General features: G+C 71.5%; 15 protein-coding genes and 2 tRNA genes. 16 read left to right on the forward strand and 1 reads right to left on the reverse strand.

Annotated features, from left to right (window positions below; genetic code table 11):
- The first annotated feature begins 390 nt into the window (after positions 1-390).
- The 12 genes from ABZ406_RS11550 (at position 391) to ABZ406_RS11605 (ending at position 16,140) form a co-directional block, all read left to right on the forward strand.
- On the forward strand, positions 391-1,557 hold the full coding sequence (locus ABZ406_RS11550; protein WP_357759088.1) for an inositol-3-phosphate synthase: 1,167 nt from the start codon (positions 391-393) through the stop codon (positions 1,555-1,557).
- Entirely contained in the window at positions 1,541-2,488 is a 948-nt protein-coding gene (locus ABZ406_RS11555; protein WP_357759090.1) for an SCO3242 family prenyltransferase, read from the forward strand. Before ABZ406_RS11550 ends, ABZ406_RS11555 begins: the two co-directional genes overlap by 17 nt.
- On the forward strand, positions 2,485-3,543 hold the full coding sequence (locus tag ABZ406_RS11560; protein ID WP_357759093.1) for a sugar phosphate isomerase/epimerase family protein: 1,059 nt from the start codon (positions 2,485-2,487) through the stop codon (positions 3,541-3,543). The genes ABZ406_RS11555 and ABZ406_RS11560 overlap by 4 nt, the downstream gene beginning before the upstream one ends.
- A gap of 54 nt (positions 3,544-3,597) precedes the next feature.
- Positions 3,598-4,206 (forward strand): EboA domain-containing protein, encoded by a 609-nt coding sequence (locus tag ABZ406_RS11565; protein WP_357759096.1) that lies wholly within the window; start codon positions 3,598-3,600, stop codon positions 4,204-4,206.
- Positions 4,207-5,064, forward strand: coding sequence for a TatD family hydrolase (locus ABZ406_RS11570; RefSeq protein ID WP_357759099.1), 858 nt, complete (start codon positions 4,207-4,209; stop codon positions 5,062-5,064).
- The gene (gene eboE / locus ABZ406_RS11575) at positions 5,064-6,263 is read left to right on the forward strand and encodes a metabolite traffic protein EboE (RefSeq protein WP_357759102.1); all 1,200 of its coding nucleotides are present in this window, start codon (positions 5,064-5,066) and stop codon (positions 6,261-6,263) included. Before ABZ406_RS11570 ends, eboE begins: the two co-directional genes overlap by 1 nt.
- A complete protein-coding gene (locus ABZ406_RS11580; protein WP_357759104.1) occupies positions 6,260-7,666 on the forward strand; it encodes a nucleotide pyrophosphatase/phosphodiesterase family protein in 1,407 nt (468 codons plus the stop codon). The genes eboE and ABZ406_RS11580 overlap by 4 nt, the downstream gene beginning before the upstream one ends.
- On the forward strand, positions 7,663-8,730 hold the full coding sequence (locus tag ABZ406_RS11585) for a polyprenyl synthetase family protein (protein ID WP_357759106.1): 1,068 nt from the start codon (positions 7,663-7,665) through the stop codon (positions 8,728-8,730). The genes ABZ406_RS11580 and ABZ406_RS11585 overlap by 4 nt, the downstream gene beginning before the upstream one ends.
- A gap of 222 nt (positions 8,731-8,952) precedes the next feature.
- Positions 8,953-11,808: a PQQ-dependent sugar dehydrogenase gene (locus tag ABZ406_RS11590; protein WP_357759109.1), complete on the forward strand. Its 2,856-nt coding sequence runs from the start codon at positions 8,953-8,955 to the stop codon at positions 11,806-11,808.
- Positions 11,809-11,884: 76 nt separating this feature from the next.
- Positions 11,885-14,002 (forward strand): ThuA domain-containing protein, encoded by a 2,118-nt coding sequence (locus tag ABZ406_RS11595; RefSeq protein WP_357759112.1) that lies wholly within the window; start codon positions 11,885-11,887, stop codon positions 14,000-14,002.
- A gap of 415 nt (positions 14,003-14,417) precedes the next feature.
- Complete coding sequence (locus tag ABZ406_RS11600) at positions 14,418-14,918, forward strand: ATP-binding protein (RefSeq protein WP_357759115.1); 501 nt, start codon at positions 14,418-14,420, stop codon at positions 14,916-14,918.
- 214 nt (positions 14,919-15,132) lie between these two features.
- On the forward strand, positions 15,133-16,140 hold the full coding sequence (locus ABZ406_RS11605; protein WP_357358434.1) for a sugar phosphate isomerase/epimerase family protein: 1,008 nt from the start codon (positions 15,133-15,135) through the stop codon (positions 16,138-16,140).
- Positions 16,141-16,204: 64 nt separating this feature from the next.
- On the opposite strand, the gene ABZ406_RS11610 is transcribed toward ABZ406_RS11605, so the two are convergent.
- Positions 16,205-16,603 carry a hypothetical protein gene (locus tag ABZ406_RS11610; RefSeq protein WP_357759119.1) on the reverse strand — a complete coding sequence of 133 codons (399 nt, stop codon included), beginning with the start codon at positions 16,601-16,603 and terminating at the stop codon, positions 16,205-16,207.
- A gap of 294 nt (positions 16,604-16,897) precedes the next feature.
- On the opposite strand from ABZ406_RS11610, the gene ABZ406_RS11615 reads away from it, so the two are divergent.
- The 4 genes from ABZ406_RS11615 to ABZ406_RS11630 all read left to right on the forward strand — a co-directional run bounded on the left by ABZ406_RS11615 (position 16,898) and on the right by ABZ406_RS11630 (position 20,672).
- Positions 16,898-16,970: transfer RNA gene (locus ABZ406_RS11615), tRNA-Asn, on the forward strand.
- 161 nt (positions 16,971-17,131) lie between these two features.
- Positions 17,132-19,249, forward strand: a complete 2,118-nt coding sequence (locus tag ABZ406_RS11620) for an MMPL family transporter (RefSeq protein ID WP_357759123.1) — start codon at positions 17,132-17,134, stop codon at positions 19,247-19,249.
- Entirely contained in the window at positions 19,239-20,477 is a 1,239-nt protein-coding gene (locus tag ABZ406_RS11625) for an FAD-dependent oxidoreductase (protein WP_357759127.1), read from the forward strand. Before ABZ406_RS11620 ends, ABZ406_RS11625 begins: the two co-directional genes overlap by 11 nt.
- 121 nt (positions 20,478-20,598) lie before the next feature.
- Positions 20,599-20,672: transfer RNA gene (locus ABZ406_RS11630), tRNA-Ile, on the forward strand.
- The last annotated feature ends 67 nt before the right edge of the window (positions 20,673-20,739 follow it).

A 20,739-nucleotide genomic window follows, 5' to 3' on the forward strand; every position in this document is an offset into this window, starting at 1 on the left:
CGGGATTCCCCGGCCGCACCGGAGGACCGCCACCACCGGAGACTTCCGGAGGACCTGATGACACCGCCCGCCGCCGCGCGGCGGCCTGAGACGCCCGGCCGGGGCAGGTCAACGCCCCGACCGGCCGGATGCGGGGGAGGCAGGGTCGAGACGCCGACCCGACCCTGCCTACCAGCCCCGTCTGCTCGCACCTGCCGGGATCCGGTCCGGTGTCGTCGCCGCCGACGCCGACGTCGGAGTCCGGTGCCGTCCCGGTGCGGGGTGGGCGGACGGGGCCCATCCAACCGGCCCGAAACTTTTCCGAAACCGGGCCGTATCTTTCCGAAACATATTCTGATATTCCTATATTTAGCGGTACCGACGGTTCCTCGTGAATGGGGAAGGAGCACCATGCGAACAGGTGTCTGGCTGGTAGGAGCGCGCGGTTCCGTCGCGACCACCAGCATCGTCGGGGGGCTCGCGCTGCGGGCCGGCCTGGCCGGGCCCACCGGCTGTGTGACGGAGCTTCCCGAGCTGCGCGGCCCGGCCCTACCGGCCTTCGCCGATCTGGTCTTCGGCGGACACGACGTGGCCACCACCCCGCTCGGCAAGCGCGCCGAGGCCCTCGCTGACGCCGGTGTCATCCCCTGGCGGCTGGTCGCCGCGCTCCGCGACGAGTTGGGCGTTGTCGAACAGGAGCTGCGCCCCGCGCCGGTCGGCGACACCCAGGCGGCCCGGGCCGCGGCAGTGGTCCGCGACCTGACGAGTTTCCGGGAGCGTCACGAGCTGGACCGGGTCGTGGTGGTGAACGTCTCCGCCACCGAGCCGGCCCCTCGACCGCACCCCGGGCACGCCGACCCGGCCGCGTTGCGCGCCGCCCTGGACGGGCCCGACGAGGTGCTGCCGGTCAGCTCCCTCTACGCGTACGCGGCGGTGCTCGCCGGCTGCCCGTTCGTCGACTTCACCCCGTCCACCGGGCTGCGGCTTCCGGCGCTTGCCGCGCTCGCCGAGGAGGCCCGACTGCCGTACGCCGGCCACGACGGCAAGACCGGGGAAACCCTGGTCAAGTCGGTGCTGGCGCCGATGTTCGCGATGCGCAACCTCGCCGTGGGCTCCTGGTCCGGGGTCAACCTGCTCGGCGGTGGCGACGGCGCCACCCTCGCCGACCCGGCCGCGAACGCGGCGAAGGTGCAGAGCAAGCAGCGGGTGCTCGGCGAGACGCTCGGTTACGTCCCGCAGGGCGGCACCCGCATCGAGTACGTCGAGGAGCTGGGCGACTTCAAGACCGCCTGGGATCTGATCACGTTCAGCGGATTCCTCGGCACCGGCATGCGGATGGAGTTCACCTGGCACGGCTGCGACTCCGCCCTGGCCGCGCCGCTGGTGCTCGACCTGGCCCGACTCACCGCCGCCGCGCACGCCGCCGGGCAGGTGGGGCCGTTGGCCGATTTGGGTTTCTTCTTCAAGGACCCGCTGGGCGCACCCACCCACTCACTGGGCGAGCAGTGGGCCCGGCTGACCGCCTTCACCCGGCACCTGCACGACGGCGGAGGCGATGTTCGTGACAACGTTGGCTGATCTTGCCGAGTTGGTCCGGGCACCGGCCGCTCTCTCGGTGCCCGGTGACGTGATCGCCGGGGCTGCGGCGGCCGGCGCGTTGAGCCCGCGTACCCCTGCCCTGGCCGGCGCGTCAGTGCTGCTCTACTGGGCCGGCATGGCCGCGAACGACTGGTCCGACCGGCACCTGGACGCCGAGGAACGGCCCGAGCGGCCGATCCCCAGCGGGCGGGTCACCCCGGCCGCCGCTGTCGGTCTCGCGGCGGGCCTCACGGCCGCTGGCGTGGGCCTGGCCGCCGCCGTGGGCGGTCGCCGCGCCGCCGCGCTCGCCGTGCCGCTGGCCGCCACCATCTGGGGGTACGACCTGCTGGCCAAGAACACCGCCGCCGGGCCGGCCGTGATGGCCGCCTGTCGAGGGCTGGATGTGCTGCTCGGCGCGTCCGGCGGCCGGATGGCCCGGGCGCTGCCGGCGGCGGCCACCGTCGCCGCTCACACGTGGACGGTCACCGCGCTGTCCCGCCGGGAGGTCAGCGGCGCTGACGCCACACTGCCGATGCGTACCCTCGCCGGCACCGCGTTGGTCGCCGTCAGTGCGGCGGTCGCCGTGCCCGGCACCCGACGTGCCGCCGCCCTGGTGGCGGACCAGGCGGGGCCCATCGACGGGCTCGGAACCGCGGGCGAGGCGCGTCGGAGCAGGTCGGCCACCATCGCGGCGGCGCTGCCCGCCGTGCTGGCCGGCTGGTACGCCGCCCGCTACGGCGCGGCCCAGGCCGCTGTGGTCAGGGACCCGTCGGCCGGGCGGGTGCGCGCGGCCGTCGGCGCCGGGATCACCGGGTTGCCGGCTCTCCAGGGGGCCCTCACCGCACGGGGTGGAGCAGGTCTGCTCGGGGTGGCGGTCGCGGCGGCCGCTCCGCTGGGTCGACGGCTGGCCCGGAAGGTCTCTCCGACATGAGCGTCCCCGAGCCCCGGCCCGGTGCGCCGGCCGCCGCCGCCACCACGCTGCGCCTCGGGTACGGCACCAACGGCTTCGCCAACCACCGGCTCGACGACGCGCTCGCCGTCATCGCCGACCTCGGCTACGACGGGGTGGCGCTCACCCTGGACCACGACCACCTGGACCCGTTCGCGCCCGGACTCACCCGCCGGGTCGCGGCTGTCGGTCGACGGTTGGAGTCGTTGGGTCTGGCGGTGGTCATCGAGACGGGTGCCCGCTACCTGCTCGACCCGTGGCAGAAGCACGCACCGACGTTGTTGCACGACGACCCGACCCGGCGGATCGAGTTCCTCCGCAGGGCCGTGCGGATCGGCGCCGACCTGGGCGCGGAGGCGGTCTCGTTCTGGGCCGGGGTCCGACCCGAGACGGTGTCGCCGCAGTGCGCCTGGGACCGGTTGGTGGCCGGCTGCGCCACCGTCGTCGACGCGGCCGACGCCGCCGGCGTCACAGTCGGCTTCGAACCGGAGCCGGGCATGCTGGTGCAGGACATCGCGGACTGGCGTCGGCTGTACACCGCACTCGACAAGCCGGCCCGCTTCGGCATCACCCTCGACATCGGCCACTGCCGGTGCCTGGAGCCGTGGCCGGTGCCGCAGTGCGTCGCCGAGGTGGCCGATCACCTGGTGAACGTGCAGATCGACGACATGCGCCGGGGCGTGCACGAGCACCTGGAGTTCGGCGACGGCGAGATCGACTTCCCGCCGGTGCTGGCCGCCCTGGCGGCGGCCGGCTACCAGGGGCTGGTTGCCGTGGAGTTGCCCCGCGACTCGCACGCCGCACCCGCCGTGGCCGCCCGGTCGATCGAGTTCCTGCGGGCCGCCGCGGCCACCGATCGCCACGCCGCTCGCACCCTTTGCTCTGCACCCGCCGATGCGCCAGCGGCCGAGGGCTCGTCCGCCGAGCCGCCGTCCGCCGAGGTCGCATCCACGCAGACGCCATCGGCCGAGGTGGCGTCCGCGACGGCGTCGTCCGCCGAGGCGACATCCGCGAAAGAGGCCCCGGTGCACATGTAGGTGCAGAGCAAAGCGTGGTGTGGCACCGGGAGCAGCACAAGGGGAGGAGACGGGATGACACCGGATTCACTGCGGGCCGCGCTGGGAGGCGTACCCGATCCCGATTGGCTGGACACGGCACTGCGCCGGGTCGCGGCCGAGCCCACCGCGATCACCCGGCTCTTCGCCGCCGCCGGCCGACGCTGCGGTCGGGGCGCGCTGCCCGACGCCCCCGGCTGGACCGCCGACGACGCGGCCCGGGTGCTGCTGCTCACCAGCCTGCCCGGCGAGCACGCGGCGTACGCCGAGAGCCTCTACCAGCACGGTGACGCGGCGGAACGGCGAGCGGTGCTGCGCGCCCTGCCGCTGCTGCCCATCGGCGCCGACGGGGTGCCCCTGCTGCACGACGCGATCCGGACCAACGACACCCGGTTGGTCGCCGCCGCGCTCGGCCCGTACGCCAGTCACCTCGACCAGGCCGCCTGGCGGCAGGCGGTGCTCAAGTGCGTGTTCAGCGGTGTCCCCCTGGCCGGCGTCGCCGACCTGGACACCCGGGCCGACAGCGAACTGACAGCGATGCTGGCGGCCCTGGCCGCCGAACGGCACGCCGCCGGCCGGGAGTTGCCCGCCGACGCCACCGACCTGCTCCACCGGCTCACCGCCGCACTGCCCCGGGAGGCGTGAATGCGCATCTTCGACCCCCACATCCACATGACCTCGCGCACCACCGACGACTACGAACGGATGGCCGCCGCCGGGGTGCGCGCGGTGGTCGAGCCGGCGTTCTGGCTGGGTCAACCGCGCACCAGCGCCGCCTCGTTCACCGACTACTTCGACTCGCTGATCGGCTGGGAGCCGTTCCGGGCCGGGCAGTTCGGGGTGCGTCACTTCGCCACCATCGCGCTGAACCCGAAGGAGGCCAACGACCCGCGATGCCGCCCGGTTCTCGACCTTCTGCCCCGCTATCTGGACAAGGACGCGGTGGTGGCGGTCGGCGAGATCGGGTACGACTCGATGACGCCCGAGGAGGACGAGGCGTTCGCGGCGCAGCTCGCGCTCGCTGTGGCATACGACCTGCCGGCGCTTGTGCACACCCCGCACCGGGACAAGGCGCGCGGCTGCGAGCGGACCCTCGCCGTGGTCGCCGAGTCCGGCATCGACGCCGGTCGGGTGGTGGTCGACCACCTCAACGAGGTGACGGTGAAGCTGGTCCGCGACAGCGGCTGCTGGCTGGGCTTCTCCATCTACCCGGACACCAAGATGACCCCGCAGCGGATGGTCGAGTTGCTGCGGGAGTACGGCCCGGAACGCGTGCTCGTCAACTCGGCGGCCGACTGGGGGCGCTCCGACCCGCTGCTGACCCGGGCCACCGGCGAGGCGATGCTGGAGGCCGGGTTCAGCGACGACGACGTCGACAGGGTGCTGTGGCGCAACCCGGTGGAGTTCTACGGGCAGTCGGGGCGGCTCGACCTGAGCGACCTGGACGTCGCCGCCGCGGTGGACCCCCAGACCGGCAACTCGATCCTGCGCGGCGGCAGCTGATGCGGCTGCGACATGCCGGCGGCGAGACGGTCCACCTCGGCTACTGCACGAACGTCCACCCCGCCGAGGATCTCGCCGGCATCCTCGGTCAACTGGACACCTACGCGGTGCCGGTCCGCGAGGCGCTCGGCAGCGACCTGCTCGGGCTCGGCCTGTGGCTGGCCGCACCGGTCGCCGCCGAGCTGGCCGCCGACCCGACGCTGCGCCACCGGTTGCGCGCCGAGCTGGACGCGCGCGGGCTGGAGGTGGTCACCCTGAACGGCTTCCCGTACGCGGCCTTCCAGGCCCCGGTGGTCAAGCAGGACGTGTACCACCCGGACTGGACCACCGACCAGCGGTTGACGTACACACTGAATCTGGCCCGGGTCCTCGCCGACCTGCTGCCCGACGACGCCGCCCGGGGTTCGATCTCCACCCTGCCGCTGGCCTGGCGGCACCCGTGGGACGCCGGCCGGGCCGACGCGGCCCGACGCCGGCTGGACCAGCTCGCCGCCGGCCTGGCCGAGGTGCAGCGGGACACCGGCCGCGAGGTGCGGATCGCCTTCGAGCCGGAGCCCGGCTGTGTGGTGGAGAGCACCGGTCAGGCAGCCGAGCTGCTGTCCGGGATGGACACCGACCGGCTGGGCATCTGTCTCGACCTGGCCCACCTGGCCTGCGCCTGGGAGGAGCCGGCCGAGGCACTGCACCGACTGCGGACGGCCGGACTGCCGGTGGTGAAGGTGCAGGTCTCGGCCGCTGTCGAGGCTGCCGACCCGGAGGGCGGGGCCGAGGCGTTGCGCCGCTGGGTGGAGCCGCGCTTCCTGCACCAGACCCGAGGCGCCGGCTGCGCGGGTCTGGGCGACCCGGCCGACCCGGCGTACGCGGCCGACGACCTGGACGAGGCACTGGACCGGGCGTTGCCCGGACCGTGGCGGGTGCACTACCACGTGCCCCTGCACGCACCACCCGAGGAACCGCTCGGCTCGACAGTGCCGGTGCTCCGCGCGGCCCTGAGAGCGCTCTTCGACGGCCCGAGCGCGGGCTGTGACCACCTTGACGTCGAGACGTACACCTGGGGGGTGCTGCCGGCCGCCCGACGGCCCGGCACCGATGCGGAGCTGGCCGCCGGCATCGCCGCGGAGCTGGCCTTCGCCCGGGACGAACTGGTCGGCCTCGGCCTGACCGCACAGCGAACCGAGAGCATGGGGGTGACGCGATGAGCCGTCGACTGGTGGTCCTCGACGTGGTGGGGTTGACGCCCCGACTACTGGCGCACATGCCTCGACTGCGGGGAGTCGCCGACGGCGGCTTCCGGGCCGAGCTGGGCACCGTGCTGCCCGCCGTGACCTGCTCGGTGCAGTCCACCTTCCTCACCGGCGAGACGCCCAGCGGGCACGGGATCGTCGGCAACGGGTGGTATTTCCGGGAGTTGGGCGAGGTGTTGCTGTGGCGGCAGCACAACGCGCTCGTCGGCGGGGACAAGCTCTGGCAGGCCGCCCGTCGGGCCGAACCCGGCTACACGGTGGCGAACGTCTGCTGGTGGTACGCCATGGGCGCGGACGTCAACTGGACGGTGACGCCCCGCCCGGTCTACTACGCCGACGGGCGCAAGGAGCCGGACTGCTACACCGACCCGCCGGAGCTGCACGACGCGCTCACCGGGCAGCTGGGCACCTTCCCGCTCTTCACCTACTGGGGGCCGACCGCCGGGCTGCCGTCGTCGAAGTGGATCTGCCAGGCGGCCGAGCAGATCCTCGCCGACGTGTCACCCGACCTGACGCTCGTCTACGTTCCGCACCTGGACTACGACCTGCAACGCTTCGGCCCGTCGTCGGCCCAGGCCGCCGCCGCGGCGGCGGAGCTGGACGCGGTGCTCGGTCCGCTCCTGGACGCCGCCCGCGCCCGGGACGCCACAGTGGTCGTGTTGTCGGAGTACGGCATCACCGACGTGTCCCGCCCGGTGGACGTCAACCGGCTGCTGCGCGCCGAGGGCCTGTTGCGGGTGCACACCCAGGCGGGCATGGAGTACCTCGACCCGTGGACGTCGAAGGCGTTCGCTGTCGCCGACCACCAGATCGCGCACGTCTACGTCAAGGATCCGGCCGACGTGCCGGCGGTGGCGAAGCTCTGCGCCGGCCTGCCCGGGGTGGCGGAGGTGCTCGACGCCGAGGGCAAGGCCGCGCACGGGCTGGACCATCCGCGTGCCGGTGAGCTGGTGCTGGTGGCCGAGCCGGACGCCTGGTTCACCTACTACTACTGGCTTGACGACGCCCAGGCACCGGACTTCGCCCGGCTGGTGGAGATTCACCGCAAGCCCGGTTACGACCCGGCCGAGTTGTTCTTCGACCCGGCCAACCCCGGTGCCGCGAAGGCCCGCGCCGGGGTGGCGCTGGCCCGCAAGAAGCTCGGCATGCGCTACCTGATGAGCGCTGTCGGCCTGGACGCCGGGGCCCGGGCCGTGAAGGGCTCGCACGGGCGGCTGCCGGACGACCCGGCGGACGGCCCGGTGCTGCTCTGCTCCGACCCGACCGCCGCCCGGGACAAGATCGCGGCGACCGAGGTCAAGGCGCTGCTGCTGGAGCTGGCCGGGCTGAGCCCGGGCGGGCCGGGGGAGGGCTCATGACGGTCACCGTCGCGCCCACCGACGCCAGCGAGCTGCGGGCGCGCTTCGACGCGGAGCTGGCCGGGTTCCTCAGCCGGCAGGGCCCGGACTGGCCGGACGGGGCGCCACGGGGCGTGTTCACCGCGCTCCAACGGTTCGTGCTGGCCGGGGGCAAGCGGTTGCGACCGCTCTTCTGCTACTGGGGCTGGCGCGGGGCGGGGGCGGCCGACGGCACCCCCATCGTGGTGGCCGCGGCGGCCCTGGAGCTGTTCCACGCGTTCGCACTGATCCACGACGACATCCTCGACGGCAGCGACCGCCGCCGGGGTGAGCCGTCGGTGCACCGGCTCTTCGCCGACCTGCACACCCGTTCGTCGTGGCGCGGTGACCCCGAGGCGTACGGCCGCAACACCGCGCTGCTCTGCGGGGACCTCTGCGCGGCCTGGTCGGATCAGATGTTCCACGAGTGCGGGCTGAGCACCGAGCAGGTGCACCGGGGGTACGGCGTGTTCGCGCTGATGCGGACCGAGGTGATCGCGGGGGAGTACCTGGACCTGGTCTCGGGCGTGGGTGACGGCTCGGTGGCCAGCGCGCTGACGGTGATCCGGATGAAGGCTGCCCGGTACACGGTCACCCGGCCGTTGCAGATCGGCGCGGCCCTGGCCGGTGCGGGGCCGGAGGTGATCGCCGCTCTCGGGGAGTTCGGTGATCCGCTGGGTGACGCGTTCCAGCTCCGCGACGACGTCCTGGGCGTGTTCGGTGACCCGGCGGTGACCGGCAAGTCCGTACTGGACGACCTGCGTGAGGGCAAGCCCACAGTCATGATGGCGCTGGCCCGCAGTGCCGCCGACCGGACGCAGACCGTCCGGCTGCGCGAGCTGTTCGGCAATCCGGCGTTGGACGCCGAGGGCGCGGCGGAGCTGCGCGACATCATCGAGGCGACCGGTGCCCGGGAGCGGATCGAGCAGATGATCCGGGTACGGACCGAGGCCTCGCTCTCCGCCCTGCGGAACGCCGTGGTGGCCGACGAGGCCCGCGCCGCCCTGGTTGCGCTGGCCGGACAGGCGATCGACCGAAGCGCCTGAGCACCAACTTTCGATCAGATCGACAAAAGTTGGTGCTGTATCGCCGGAAGGTATGGACACATCGACACGTCTTATTTAGTGTCGTGACCAACACGACAATGTTTCGTCGAGGTGAACCGGCGGCGCGGTAACCCATCGACCCCCACCACTCACCGCTACGGCATCCGGCGCGACGGCGCGCGCCCGGCCTGGCAGTCACTCGTCAGGAAGGGGCAGCACATAATGTCCATGAAGGACGCTCCCACGCGTCGATCCCGAAGGTGGTCCTCCGCCGGGTCGGCGCTGCTGCTGGCGGTCGCCGCCGGCACTGTCGCACTCGTCGGCTCGGCCCCCGCGCAGGCACACACGATCGTCGCCAGCGACTTCCAGCAGGTCGAGCTCGCCCGTGGCGTGACCGACATGGGTGAGCCGATGTCGCTGGCGGTGCTCCCGGACCGGTCGGTCCTGCACACCGCCCGCAACGGCACCCTGCGCCGCACCGATGCCAACGGCACCACGTCGGTGATCGGCACCCTGTCTGTCTACAACCACGACGAGGAGGGGTTGCAGGGCGTCGGGGTCGACCCGGGCTTCGCCAGCAACAGGCAGGTGTACCTCTACTACGCCCCGCCGCTCTCCACCCCCGCCGGCGACGCGCCGGCCACCGGCACCGACTTCTCGGCGTTCGACGGTGTCAACCGGCTCTCCCGGTTCACCCTCAACTCCGACTTCACACTCAACCAGTCCAGCAAGGTCGACGTGCTCGACGTCCCCGCCAGCCGGGGCATCTGCTGCCACGTCGGTGGGGACATCGACTTCGACGCCGCCGGCAACCTCTACCTGTCCACCGGCGACGACACCAACCCGTTCGAGTCCGCCGGCTACTCGCCGCTCGACGAGCGGACCAACCGCAACCCGGCGTACGACGCCCAGCGCAGCGCCGGCAACACCAACGACCTGCGCGGCAAGATCCTGCGGATCAAGGTGAACTCGAACGGCACGTACTCCATCCCGTCGGGCAACCTGTTCGCGCCCGGCACGGCCCGGACGCGCCCGGAGATCTACGCGATGGGCTTCCGGAACCCGTTCCGGATCAGCGTGGACAAGGCCACCGGTGTCGTCTACGTCGGTGACTACGGGCCGGACGCCGGCTCCACCAGCTCCACCCGCGGGCCGTCCGGCCAGGTCGAGTTCAACCGGGTCGCCGCACCTGGCAACTACGGGTGGCCGTACTGCACCGGCACGAACACCAGTACCGAGACGTACAACGAGTGGGACTTCGCCAGCAACGCCAGCGGATCGAAGTACAACTGCACCGGCGGGCCGACGAACAACTCGTTCCGCAACACCGGCCTGACCACCCTGCCGCCGGCCCAGCCGGCCTGGATCCGGTACGCCGGCGACGCCGGCACCCCGACCGAGTTCGGTGGCGGCTCCGAGTCGCCGATGGGTGGCCCGGTCTACCGGTACAACGCCTCGTCGACGTCCACCACCAAGTTCCCGCAGTCCTTCGACGGGCAGTTCTTCGCCACCGAGTTCGGCCGGGGCTGGATCAAGCCGATCCACGTCAACTCCGACGGCTCCCGGGGCACCATCGACACCTTCCCCTGGGTCGGCAAGCAGGTGATGGACTCGGCGTTCGGCCCGGACGGCGCGTACTACGTGCTCGACTACGGCACCGGCTACTTCAACGGTGACGCCAACTCGGCGCTCTACCGCTTCGACTACGTCGGCAGCGGCAACCGGGCGCCCACCGCGAAAGCCAGCGCCAACCGCACCTCCGGTGCGGCCCCGCTCGCGGTGACCTTCTCCTCGGCCGGTTCGTCCGACCCCGAGGGCGGCACGTTGACCTACGCGTGGGCCTTCGGTGACGGGACCACGTCGACCGCCGCCAACCCGACGAAGACCTACAGCACCAACGGCACCTACACCGCCACGCTCACGGTTCGGGACCCGCAGGGTGCCACCGGCAGCAGCAGCGTGCAGATCAACGTCGGCAACACCGCCCCGACGGTGACGATCAACAACCCCGGCAACGGTCAGCTGTTCAGCTTCGGCGACACGGTGCCGTTCAGCATCACCGTGACCGACCCGGAGGACGGCACCATCGACTGCACGAAGGTCAAGATGACCTACGTGCTCGGCCACGACCAGCACGGGCACCAGATCACCTCGCAGAACGGCTGCTCCGGCTCCATCACCATCCCGGTCGACGGTGAGCACGACGACGCGGCGAACATCTTCGCGATCTTCGACGCCGAGTACACCGACGCCGGTGGCCTGACCACGCACACGCAGCACACGCTGCCGCCGCGGCACCGCCAGGCCGAGTTCTACGGCACCTCGTCCGGGATCAACGTGTTCAGCAAGACCCCGGCCGAGGGCGGCAAGACCGTCGGCGACATCAACAACGGCGACTGGATCGCGTTCCAGCCGTACCGGCTGGGCAACGTGACCTCGTTCAACGCCCGGGTCTCCTCGGCGGGTGCCGGCGGCACCCTCCAGGTCCGGGCCGGCTCGGCCACCGGCACGGTGCTCGGCACGGCCACCGTCCCGGTCACCGGCGGCTGGGAAACGTTCACCACCGTCACCGGCACGATCACCAACCCGCCGACCGGCACCACCACGCTCTACCTGACCTTCGCCGGGTCGGGCACCGGAGCGCTCTACGACCTGGACGCCTTCACCTTCGTCACCGGGACGCCCCCGACCGGCGGGGGCGGGCCGATCAAGGGCCTCGGCGGCAAGTGCCTGGACGTGCGCAACGGTGCCACTGCCGACGGCACGCAGATCCAGATCTACACCTGCAACGGCAGCGCGGCGCAGACCTGGGCCGTGACGCCGAACTCGACGATCAAGTCGTTGGGCAAGTGCCTGGACGTCTCGGGTGCCGGCACCGCCGACGGCACCAAGATCCAGCTGTACACCTGCAACGGGACCGCCGCGCAGAACTGGGTGGCCCAGGCCGACGGCACGCTGCGTGGCGCGGCGTCCGGCAAGTGCCTCGACGTCTCCGGCAACAGCTCCGCCGACAGCACTGTGGTCCACCTCTGGACCTGCGTCAGCGGTGCCGCCAACCAAAAGTGGATCCTGCCCTGACCTGACAGGTGGGGGCCCCTCGTCAACGCCTAGTGTGAGGCGAGGGGCCCCTCCTAACCGCAGTTGGGAGAGCGATATGCGCAGACGCCTGCGACCCGTCCTCGGTGCGGCAATGGCCGCACTCGCCGTCATCGCCTGCACCACCCCCGCCAGCCCGGCCAGCGCCGCCGACGCCCCGTACGACGTGCTGGTCTTCTCCAAGACCGCCGGTTTCCGGCACGACGCGATCCCGGTCGGCATCCAGACCATCCGCGACCTCGGAGCGGCGAACAACTTCACGGTCACCGCGACCGAGGACGCCGCCGCGTTCACCACGAGCAACCTCAACCAGTACGAGGCGGTCGTCTTCCTGAACACCACAGGCGACGTGCTCAACGCCAGCCAGCAGACCGCCTTCGAGTCGTACATCGGCTCCGGCCGCGGGTACGTGGGTGTCCACGCAGCGGCCGACACCGAGTACGACTGGCCCTTCTACGGCAACCTCGTGGGCGCGTGGTTCGCCTCGCACCCCGCGATCCAGCAGGCCAACATGAAGGTCGAGGACCGCGGCCACGCGGCCACCGGGCACCTGCCGCAGACCTGGACGCGCACCGACGAGTGGTACAACTACCGCACCAACGCCCGGTCGAGCGCCCACGTGCTGGCCACCCTCGACGAGTCGTCGTACTCCGGCGGCGGAATGGGCGCCGACCACCCGCTGAGCTGGTGCAAGAGCTACAGCGGCGGCCGGTCCTTCTACACCGGCGCGGGGCACACCCAGGCGTCGTACGCGGAGTCGGGTTTCCGGAACCACCTGCTCGGCGGCATCCGGTACGCCTCCGGCCGGAGCAAGGCCGACTGCCGGCCCGAGACCGGCTACACCCCGCTGTTCAACGGCTCGACGACCGGATGGTCACAGGCCGGCCCGGGTAGCGTCACCAACTCCGACGCCACCCTGACCACCGTCGGCGGCATGGGTCTGTACTGGTACAACGCGAAGCAGTTCACCAACTACTCGCTGAAGCTGGACTGGAAGCTGGCCGGTGACGACAACTCCGGCATCTTCATCGGGTTCCCGCCGTCGAGCGATCCGTGGTCGGCGGTGGACAACGGCTACGAGATCCAGATCGACGCGACCGACGCGACCGACCGCACCACCGGGGCGGTCTACACGTTCAAGTCCGCCGACATCGCCGCCCGCGACGCGGCGTTGAACGCGCCGGGGGAGTGGAACACGTACGAACTGCTGGTCGAGGGTGAGCGGCTGCAGATCTTCCTCAACGGTGTGAAGATCAACGACTTCACCAACACCAACCCGGTCCGTTCGCTGGCCGGTCACATCGGCATCCAGAACCACGGCACCGGTGACGACGCCTACTTCCGCAACATCCGGATCAAGGAGTTGGGCGGCACCCCGCCGCCGACCGGAAACACCACGGTCCAGGCCGAGGCGTTCAGCTCGGCCAACGGCGTCTCCGCGTTCACCAAGGCGGGCGCCAACGGTGGGCAGACCCTCGGCTACATCGAGCCCGGTGACTGGGCCGCGTACAACGGGGTCGACCTGACCAGCGTCACCTCGTTCACCGCCCGGGTCGTCTCCGGCGGCGCGGGTGGCACCATCCAGGTGCGCACCGGCTCGGCCACCGGTCCGGTGCTCGGCTCGGTAGCGGTGCCGAACACCGGCAGTTGGAGCACCTACGCCAACGTCACCACCGCGTTGTCGAACGTCCCGTCCGGCACGCAGAACCTCTACCTCACCTTCACCGGTAGTGGCACCGGCCTCTTCGACCTGGACGACTTCACACTGGTCAAGGGCAGCAGCGGCGGCACCGGGGTGGGCCCGATCAAGGGTCTGGCCGGCAAGTGTCTGGACGTGCGCAACGGCGCCACCGCCGACGGCACGCAGATCCAGCTCTACACCTGCAACGGCAGCGCGGCCCAGACCTGGACCGTGACGCCGAACTCGACGATCAAGTCGCTCGGCAAGTGCCTCGACGTCTCCGGCAGCGGCACCGCCGACGGCACCAAGATCCAGCTCTGGACCTGCAACGGCAGCGGCGCGCAGAACTGGGCCGCCCAGTCCGACGGCACCCTGCGCAACCCGTCGTCGGGCAAGTGCCTGGACGTCTCCGGCAACAACTCCGCCGACAGCACCGTCGTGCACCTCTGGAGCTGCGTCAGCGGTGCCGCCAACCAGAAGTGGACCCTGCCCTGACCGACTGACCCCGGAGGGGCCACGACGAACGTCGTCGGCCCCTCCAGGCCAGACCCGGCACGGTGACCCCCGCGAGCGTTGTACCTGGAAGCCACCAATGGCCCAGGTACAACGCTCGCACCTCATGCTCCTACTCCCGCCTCGCCCGGCTCCCACCCCCGCCCCCACCCCCGCCCCCGCCCCGCCCCCGCCCCCACCCCCGCTCCCGTCGATCTTGCACTTCCTGTTGTGGCAAATGCCGTGAAGCCGACCTTTCGTCAGCAGTAAGTGCAAGATCGGCGGGGTAGGGCGGGGCGCGGGGTAGGGCGGGGCGCGGAGTGGGGTTGGGTGGGCGCAAGGCGGGGTGGGCTCGGCGGCATAAGCGGGGTGGGGCGCGGGAGGGTGGCGCACAGCTTGCTGCCGTACCTTGACCTGCATGGGGTTGTTCGCGCAGTGGCGCGGGACAGTGCTGGCGCGAGGCCATCAACTGCTCGGTGTGTGGGGTCGGGCCGACGAGCCCGACGACCCGTCCCAGCCGGCGCCGAGCCTGAACCGTCTCGACGCGTTGGTGGAGGGCTTCGCCGCCGGTCAACCGGTGCGGTGGACCATGGCCGGTCAACCCCGGCCGCTACCCGGCCCGGTCGACGTGGTGGCGTACCGGATCATCGAGGAGGCGCTGACCAACGCGTGCCGGCACGCGCCGGGCGCGCCAGTCGGGGTTCGGCTGCGCTACGACGACGCCGGCATCACCATCGAGGTCCGCGACGAGGGCGCCGGTCAGGCTCCGGCGAGCGGCGGCACCCAGGCCGCCGGTCGGGGTCTGCTCGGGGTACGCAGACGAGCAGAGCGCCTCGGCGGCACGTTCTCGGCCGGCCCGCGTGCCGGTGGCGGCTTCACCGTACGGGCTGTCCTGCCGGCGCCGGAGGAAATGGTCTGACGTTCGGCCGACCTGAGGGCTTCCCCGATGGGGTGCTGCGGAAATAGGGTGGGGGACGGCGACCGTGCTGGTGGCCGGTGACCCGGTGGGAGGCGCAACCCGCCGGGTTCAGGTGTTCCGCACCCACCGGTGACCGTCCGAGCGCCGCGTACGTCCGGTCATCCCTCGCCCCGGTCCGCACAAGGAATCCCCATCACAACAGGGGAGAAGGACAATGGCGCGACCCATCACGCTCTTCACGGGCCAGTGGGCCGACCTTCCGTTCGAGGAGGTCTGCCGGCTCGCCTCCGAGTGGGGCTACGACGGTCTGGAGATCGCCTGCTGGGGCGACCACTTCGAGGTCGACAAGGCGCTCGCCGACGACTCGTACATCGAGCGCAAGAAGGAAACCCTCGCGAAGCACAACCTTCAGGTCTTCACGATCTCCAACCACCTCGTTGGTCAGGCGGTCTGCGACCACCCGATCGACGAGCGGCACCAGGACATCCTGCCCGGCCGCATCTGGGGCGACGGGGAGCCCGAGGGGGTCCGCCAGCGGGCCGCCGAGGAGATCAAGGACACCGCGCGGGCGGCGGCGAAGCTCGGGGTGAAGACGGTCGTCGGCTTCACCGGTTCGTCGATCTGGCACACCCTCGCGATGTTCCCGCCGGTGCCGCCGGCGATGATCGAGCGCGGCTACCAGGACTTCGCCGACCGGTGGAACCCGATCCTCGACGTGTTCGACGAGGTGGGGGTGCGGTTCGCGCACGAGGTGCACCCGAGTGAGATCGCGTACGACTACTGGACGACGAAGCGGACGCTTGAGGCGATCGGCAACCGGCCCGCGTTCGGGCTGAACTGGGACCCGTCGCACTTCGTCTGGCAGGAGCTGGACCCGGTGAACTTCATCTTCGACTTCGCCGACCGGATCTACCACGTGGACTGCAAGGACGCGAAGGTGCGCACCGGCGACGGCCGGCGTGGCCGGCTCGCCTCGCACCTGCCCTGGGCGGACCTGCGGCGCGGGTGGGACTTCGTCTCCACCGGCCACGGCGACGTGCCCTGGGAGGACTGCTTCCGCGCGTTGAACGCGATCGGCTACGACGGCCCGATCTCGGTCGAGTGGGAAGACGCCGGCATGGACCGGCTGGTCGGTGCCCCGGAGGCGTTGCAGTTCGTCCGCCGGCTCGCCTTCGATGCCCCGAGCGCGGCCTTCGACGCGGCGTTCAGCAGCAAGGACTGACCGTACGTCGGACAGACCACGGGCCGGTCGCCCTGCGGCGACCGGCCCGTCGACGTGCGATGGGTCAGAGCGTGCTGGCGTTCGTGCCCGAGCCGGACGGCTTGGTGCGGGGGTTGGTGGACGACGGCGACCCGGAGGTCGTGCCGACCGTGCTGGTGCCCACCTTGGTGCCCATGGTTGCGGGCGTGCCGGCGAACGCGTCGTCGGCGGCGGTCAGCTCCTGCGTGCTGGTGCTGCCGTTGCCGAGCTTCTCGCCCAGTTTGGTCTGGCCGAGCTTGTCCTTGCCCTCGCTGTAGAGCTTGTTGGCCTGGGCCTGCGCGACCCCGGCCGCCTCCTGCACGGTCGGGTGGTCGAGCACCTTGCGGCCCCGAACAACGAGCTCCTCGTACTTTTCCCGGCCGGCACGGGCGCCCAGGACGAATCCCGCAGCCAGCCCGCCAAGAAACATGATCTTTCCGCGCATGGCGGCTCCTTCCGTACCTGACGCGCCGTCGCCCCGGCGAGTTGCCCCGTCGGAAGGCGACCTGTTCGCGCCTGCGTCCTCTGTCCGCAGCTAACTACCCATCCTGCTCTCCGCTCAAGCATGCTTGTGCCGGGATGACGATTTACCCCGTTTGTCAATGCGTCGCGGACCCTGAGCTGCGCCTCTTGATCAGCCAGCGCCGGGGTGGAACCCACTGGACCGCCACCGGGGAAAGTCCTGTACTCTTGTCCCGTCGCAGGGCGTCGGTGAGATCCGGTTCCAAGCGGTGCACGATCCCCTGTAGCTCAATTGGCAGAGCAGCCGGCTGTTAACCGGCAGGTTATTGGTTCGAGTCCAATCGGGGGAGCTTCTCCACCCAACGCCCGTCGGCCTGATGCCGGCGGGCGTTTTCGTGTGCGTGACCCGGTTTCACCCACCCTCGCCCTGCCTGCCCGGCAGGATGGTCGATGTCGGCCGAGGCTCTGCGCCCCGCCGACTGACGCGTCGATCCTTGGGGTGTGAGGGCGGATGTCCGGACGAGGCGGCAGGGCCACCCTGATCGCGGTGGCGGTCGTGCTGGCCTGGTTGGTGATCGGCGGCGTGGCCGGCCCGTACGCGGGGCGCCTCAGTGAGGTCGCCACCAACGACAACGCCGCCTTCCTGCCCACCGACGCCGAGGCGACCCGCGCCCAGGACCTCGCCGGCGCGTTCGTCGACAGGCAGACCATCCCGGCGCTCGTCGTCTACGAGCGGCCCACCGGGATCACCGACGCGGACCGGCAGCGGGTGAGCGCCGACGCCGCCCGGTTCGCCCAGATCCCGGGAGTGGTCACTCCGCTGCCACCGCCCATCCCGAGCGACGACGGCCAGGCCCTCCAGGTCGTCGTACCGGTGGACGACGCCGAGGGCGAGGAGGTCGGCGCGATCGTCGACCAACTCCGCGACATCAGCGGCGGCGACCGGGACGGCCTCACCGTGGACGTCTCCGGGCCAGCCGGCCTGCTCGCCGACCTGATCAAGGTGTTCTCCGCCATCGACGGGCCACTGCTGCTCGTCACCCTGGTCGTGGTGCTCGTCATCCTGCTCGTCGTCTACCGCAGCCCCGTCCTCTGGATCTTTCCGCTGCTCGCCGCCGGGATGTCGTACGCCCTCGCCTCGGTCTTCGTCTACCTGCTCGCCGACGCGGACGTGGTCAAGCTCAACGGGCAGGCCCAGGGCATCCTCACCGTGCTGGTCTTCGGCGCCGGCACTGACTACGCGCTGCTGCTGATCGCCCGCTACCGGGAGGAACTACACCGGCACGACCGGCCCTGGGACGCCATGAAGACCGCCTGGAGAGGCGCGGCGCCAGCCATCATCGCCTCCGGCGGCACTGTCATCGTCAGCCTGCTCTGCCTGCTGCTGTCCAGTCTCAATTCCAACCGGGCGCTCGGCCCGGTCGCCGCCATCGGCATCGCCGCCACGCTGCTGGTGATGCTCACCTTCCTACCCGCGCTGCTGGTGCTCGGCGGGCGCTGGGCGTTCTGGCCCCGACGACCCCGAGCCGACCAGGCCGACCCGCGGGCCGAACACGGCATCTGGAGCCGCATCGCCGGCTTCGTGGCCCGGCACGCCCGCCCGATCTGGCTGACCACCGCCGTCGTGCTGGCCCTGCTGACCCTCGGCCTCACCCAACTCGGTGCCACCACCCTCGGCCAGTCCGACCTGTTCACCCAGCGCACCGACTCGGTCGACGGCCAGGAGGTGATCTCCCGGCACTACCCGGCCGGCACCGGCAGCCCGGCCACCATCTTCACCACCGAACAGACCGCCAGACAGGTCGCCCAGGTGGCGACTGACGTGCCCGGCGTCGCCGACGTCCGCCCCCTTTCGGCCGGCCCGCAGACCGGCCCACCCGAGGAGAACGCCGCTCCGAAGGTCGTCGACGGGCGGGTGCAACTGGAGGCGACGCTGACCGACCCGCCCGACAGCGACGGAGCCGAGCGGACCATCCGCGAGCTGCGGGTGGCCGTACACCAGGTGCCCGGCGCGGACGCGGTGGTCGGCGGCTTCACCGCGATCAACGTGGACACCTCGGACGCCGCGAGGCGCGACCAGAACGTCATCATCCCGGTGGTGCTCGTGGTCATCGCTGTCATCCTGGCCCTGCTGCTGCGCGCGCTGCTCGCCCCGGTGCTGCTGATCGCCACCGTGCTGCTCAGCTTCGCGGCCACCCTCGGCCTGTGCGCGCTGCTGTTCCGCCACGTCTTCGACTTCCCCGGCGTGGACTCGTCGTTCCCGCTGTTCGCGTTCGTGTTCCTGGTCGCGCTCGGGATCGACTACAACATCTTCCTGACCAGCCGGGTCCGCGAAGAGTCGGTCAAGCGCGGCACCCGCGCCGGGGTGCTCGCCGGCCTCGCCGTCACCGGCGGGGTGATCACCTCAGCCGGCATCGTGCTCGCCGCCACCTTCTCCGCCCTCGCCGTCCTGCCCCTGGTGATACTCGTCGAGTTGGGTACGGCTGTCGCAATCGGGGTACTGATCGACACCATCATCGTCCGGTCGCTGCTGGTGCCCGCACTCGCGTACGACATCGGGCCGAAGATCTGGTGGCCGGGCCGGTTGTCCCGGGCGAACGGTGAGCGGGAGGCGCGCGGTGCTGGCTGAAACCGATGTGGTCATCGTCGGCGGCGGCCTGGCCGGCCTCGCCGCCGCCCGCCGGCTGCACCGCGCCGGCGTGCCCTGGCGGCTGGTGGAGGCCGAAGGTCGGCTCGGCGGCCGGGTCGCCACCGACGTGGTCGACGGTCACCTCGTCGACCGGGGCTTCCAGGTGCTCAACACCGCCTACCCGCGGCTCGGCACGCTGCTCGACATCGACCAGCTCCACCTCGGCTACTTCACCTCGGGTGTGCTGGTCCGCAAGGGCGACAACCTGCTGCGGCTGGTCAACCCACTGCGCGAACCGACCGGCGGGCCCGGCACCGCGCTCGCCGGGGTCGGCTCGCTGCTCGACCGGTTGCGCTTCGCCGCACTCGCCACCGGCTGTGCGACCCTCCCCGCGTCCCGGCTGCTCGCCGCACCGGAGACCAGCACCGAGACCGCGCTGCGCCGCGCCGGTCTCTCCGACGCGATCATCGAGGAGCTGCTGCGACCGTTCCTGTCCGGGGTGTTCGTCGACCGGGAACTCTCCACCTCCAGCCACGTGTTCGCGATGGTGCTGCGCTCCTTCGCCCGCGGCCGCATCGGCCTGCCCGCCGAAGGAATGGCAGCGCTGCCCCGGACCATCGCCGCACCGCTGCCCGCCGACCTGCTCGACCTGGACACTCCGGTCGCGGAGGTCACCCCGGGTCGGGTCCGCACCCAGGCCGGCGACATCCGCTGCCGGGCCGTCGTCGTCGCCGTCGACCCACCCGCCGCGTCCGCGCTGCTGCCAGCCCTGGCGACGGTACGTATGCACAGCTACACCACCTACTACCACAGCGCCCCCGAGCCGCCGCTCACCGAACCAATCCTGCTCGTCGACGGCGACCGACGGGAGATCGTGGCGAACACAGTGGTGCTCAGCAACGCCGCCCCGAGCTACGCGCCGGCCGGACGGCACCTGATCGCCACCTCGGTGGTCGGCCCGACGGCCCCACCCGAGCCGACCATCCGCGCCGAGTTGACCCGTCTGTACGGCCGCTCCACAGCCGACTGGGCCCACCTCACCACAGTCGCCGTCCCCGCGGCGCTACCCGCCGCACCGCCGCCACAGGGGCGACTGCGCAAGCCGGTGGCGTTGGGGGAGGGACTGTTCGTCGCCGGTGACCACCGGGACAGCCCATCGATCCAGGGCGCCCTCACCAGCGGCTGGCGCGCGGCCGGAGCCGTGCTGGACGAGCTGCGCGCCGGCTGATCGCCGTACCCGAGCACGCTGTTATATTCCTGTAGCCCATCGTGCTGGTGCAGACGTGGGCGCCGGCCGGCTCGATGCTGGCTGGTGGCCGCCGAGCGGGATAAGATCCGGCGCGGTGTGAGGGGCGGTAGCTCAGCCGGTTAGAGCAGGGGACTCATAATCCCTCGGTCGCGGGTTCGAGCCCCGCCCGCCCCACCGAAACGGATACCCAAACCGAGGGGCCCAGGGTTGCCGAGGCGCAGGCCACGGCCGATGTCCTGGC

Source organism: Micromonospora sp. NPDC005710 (genome assembly GCF_040630995.1).
Taxonomy (GTDB): domain Bacteria; phylum Actinomycetota; class Actinomycetes; order Mycobacteriales; family Micromonosporaceae; genus Micromonospora.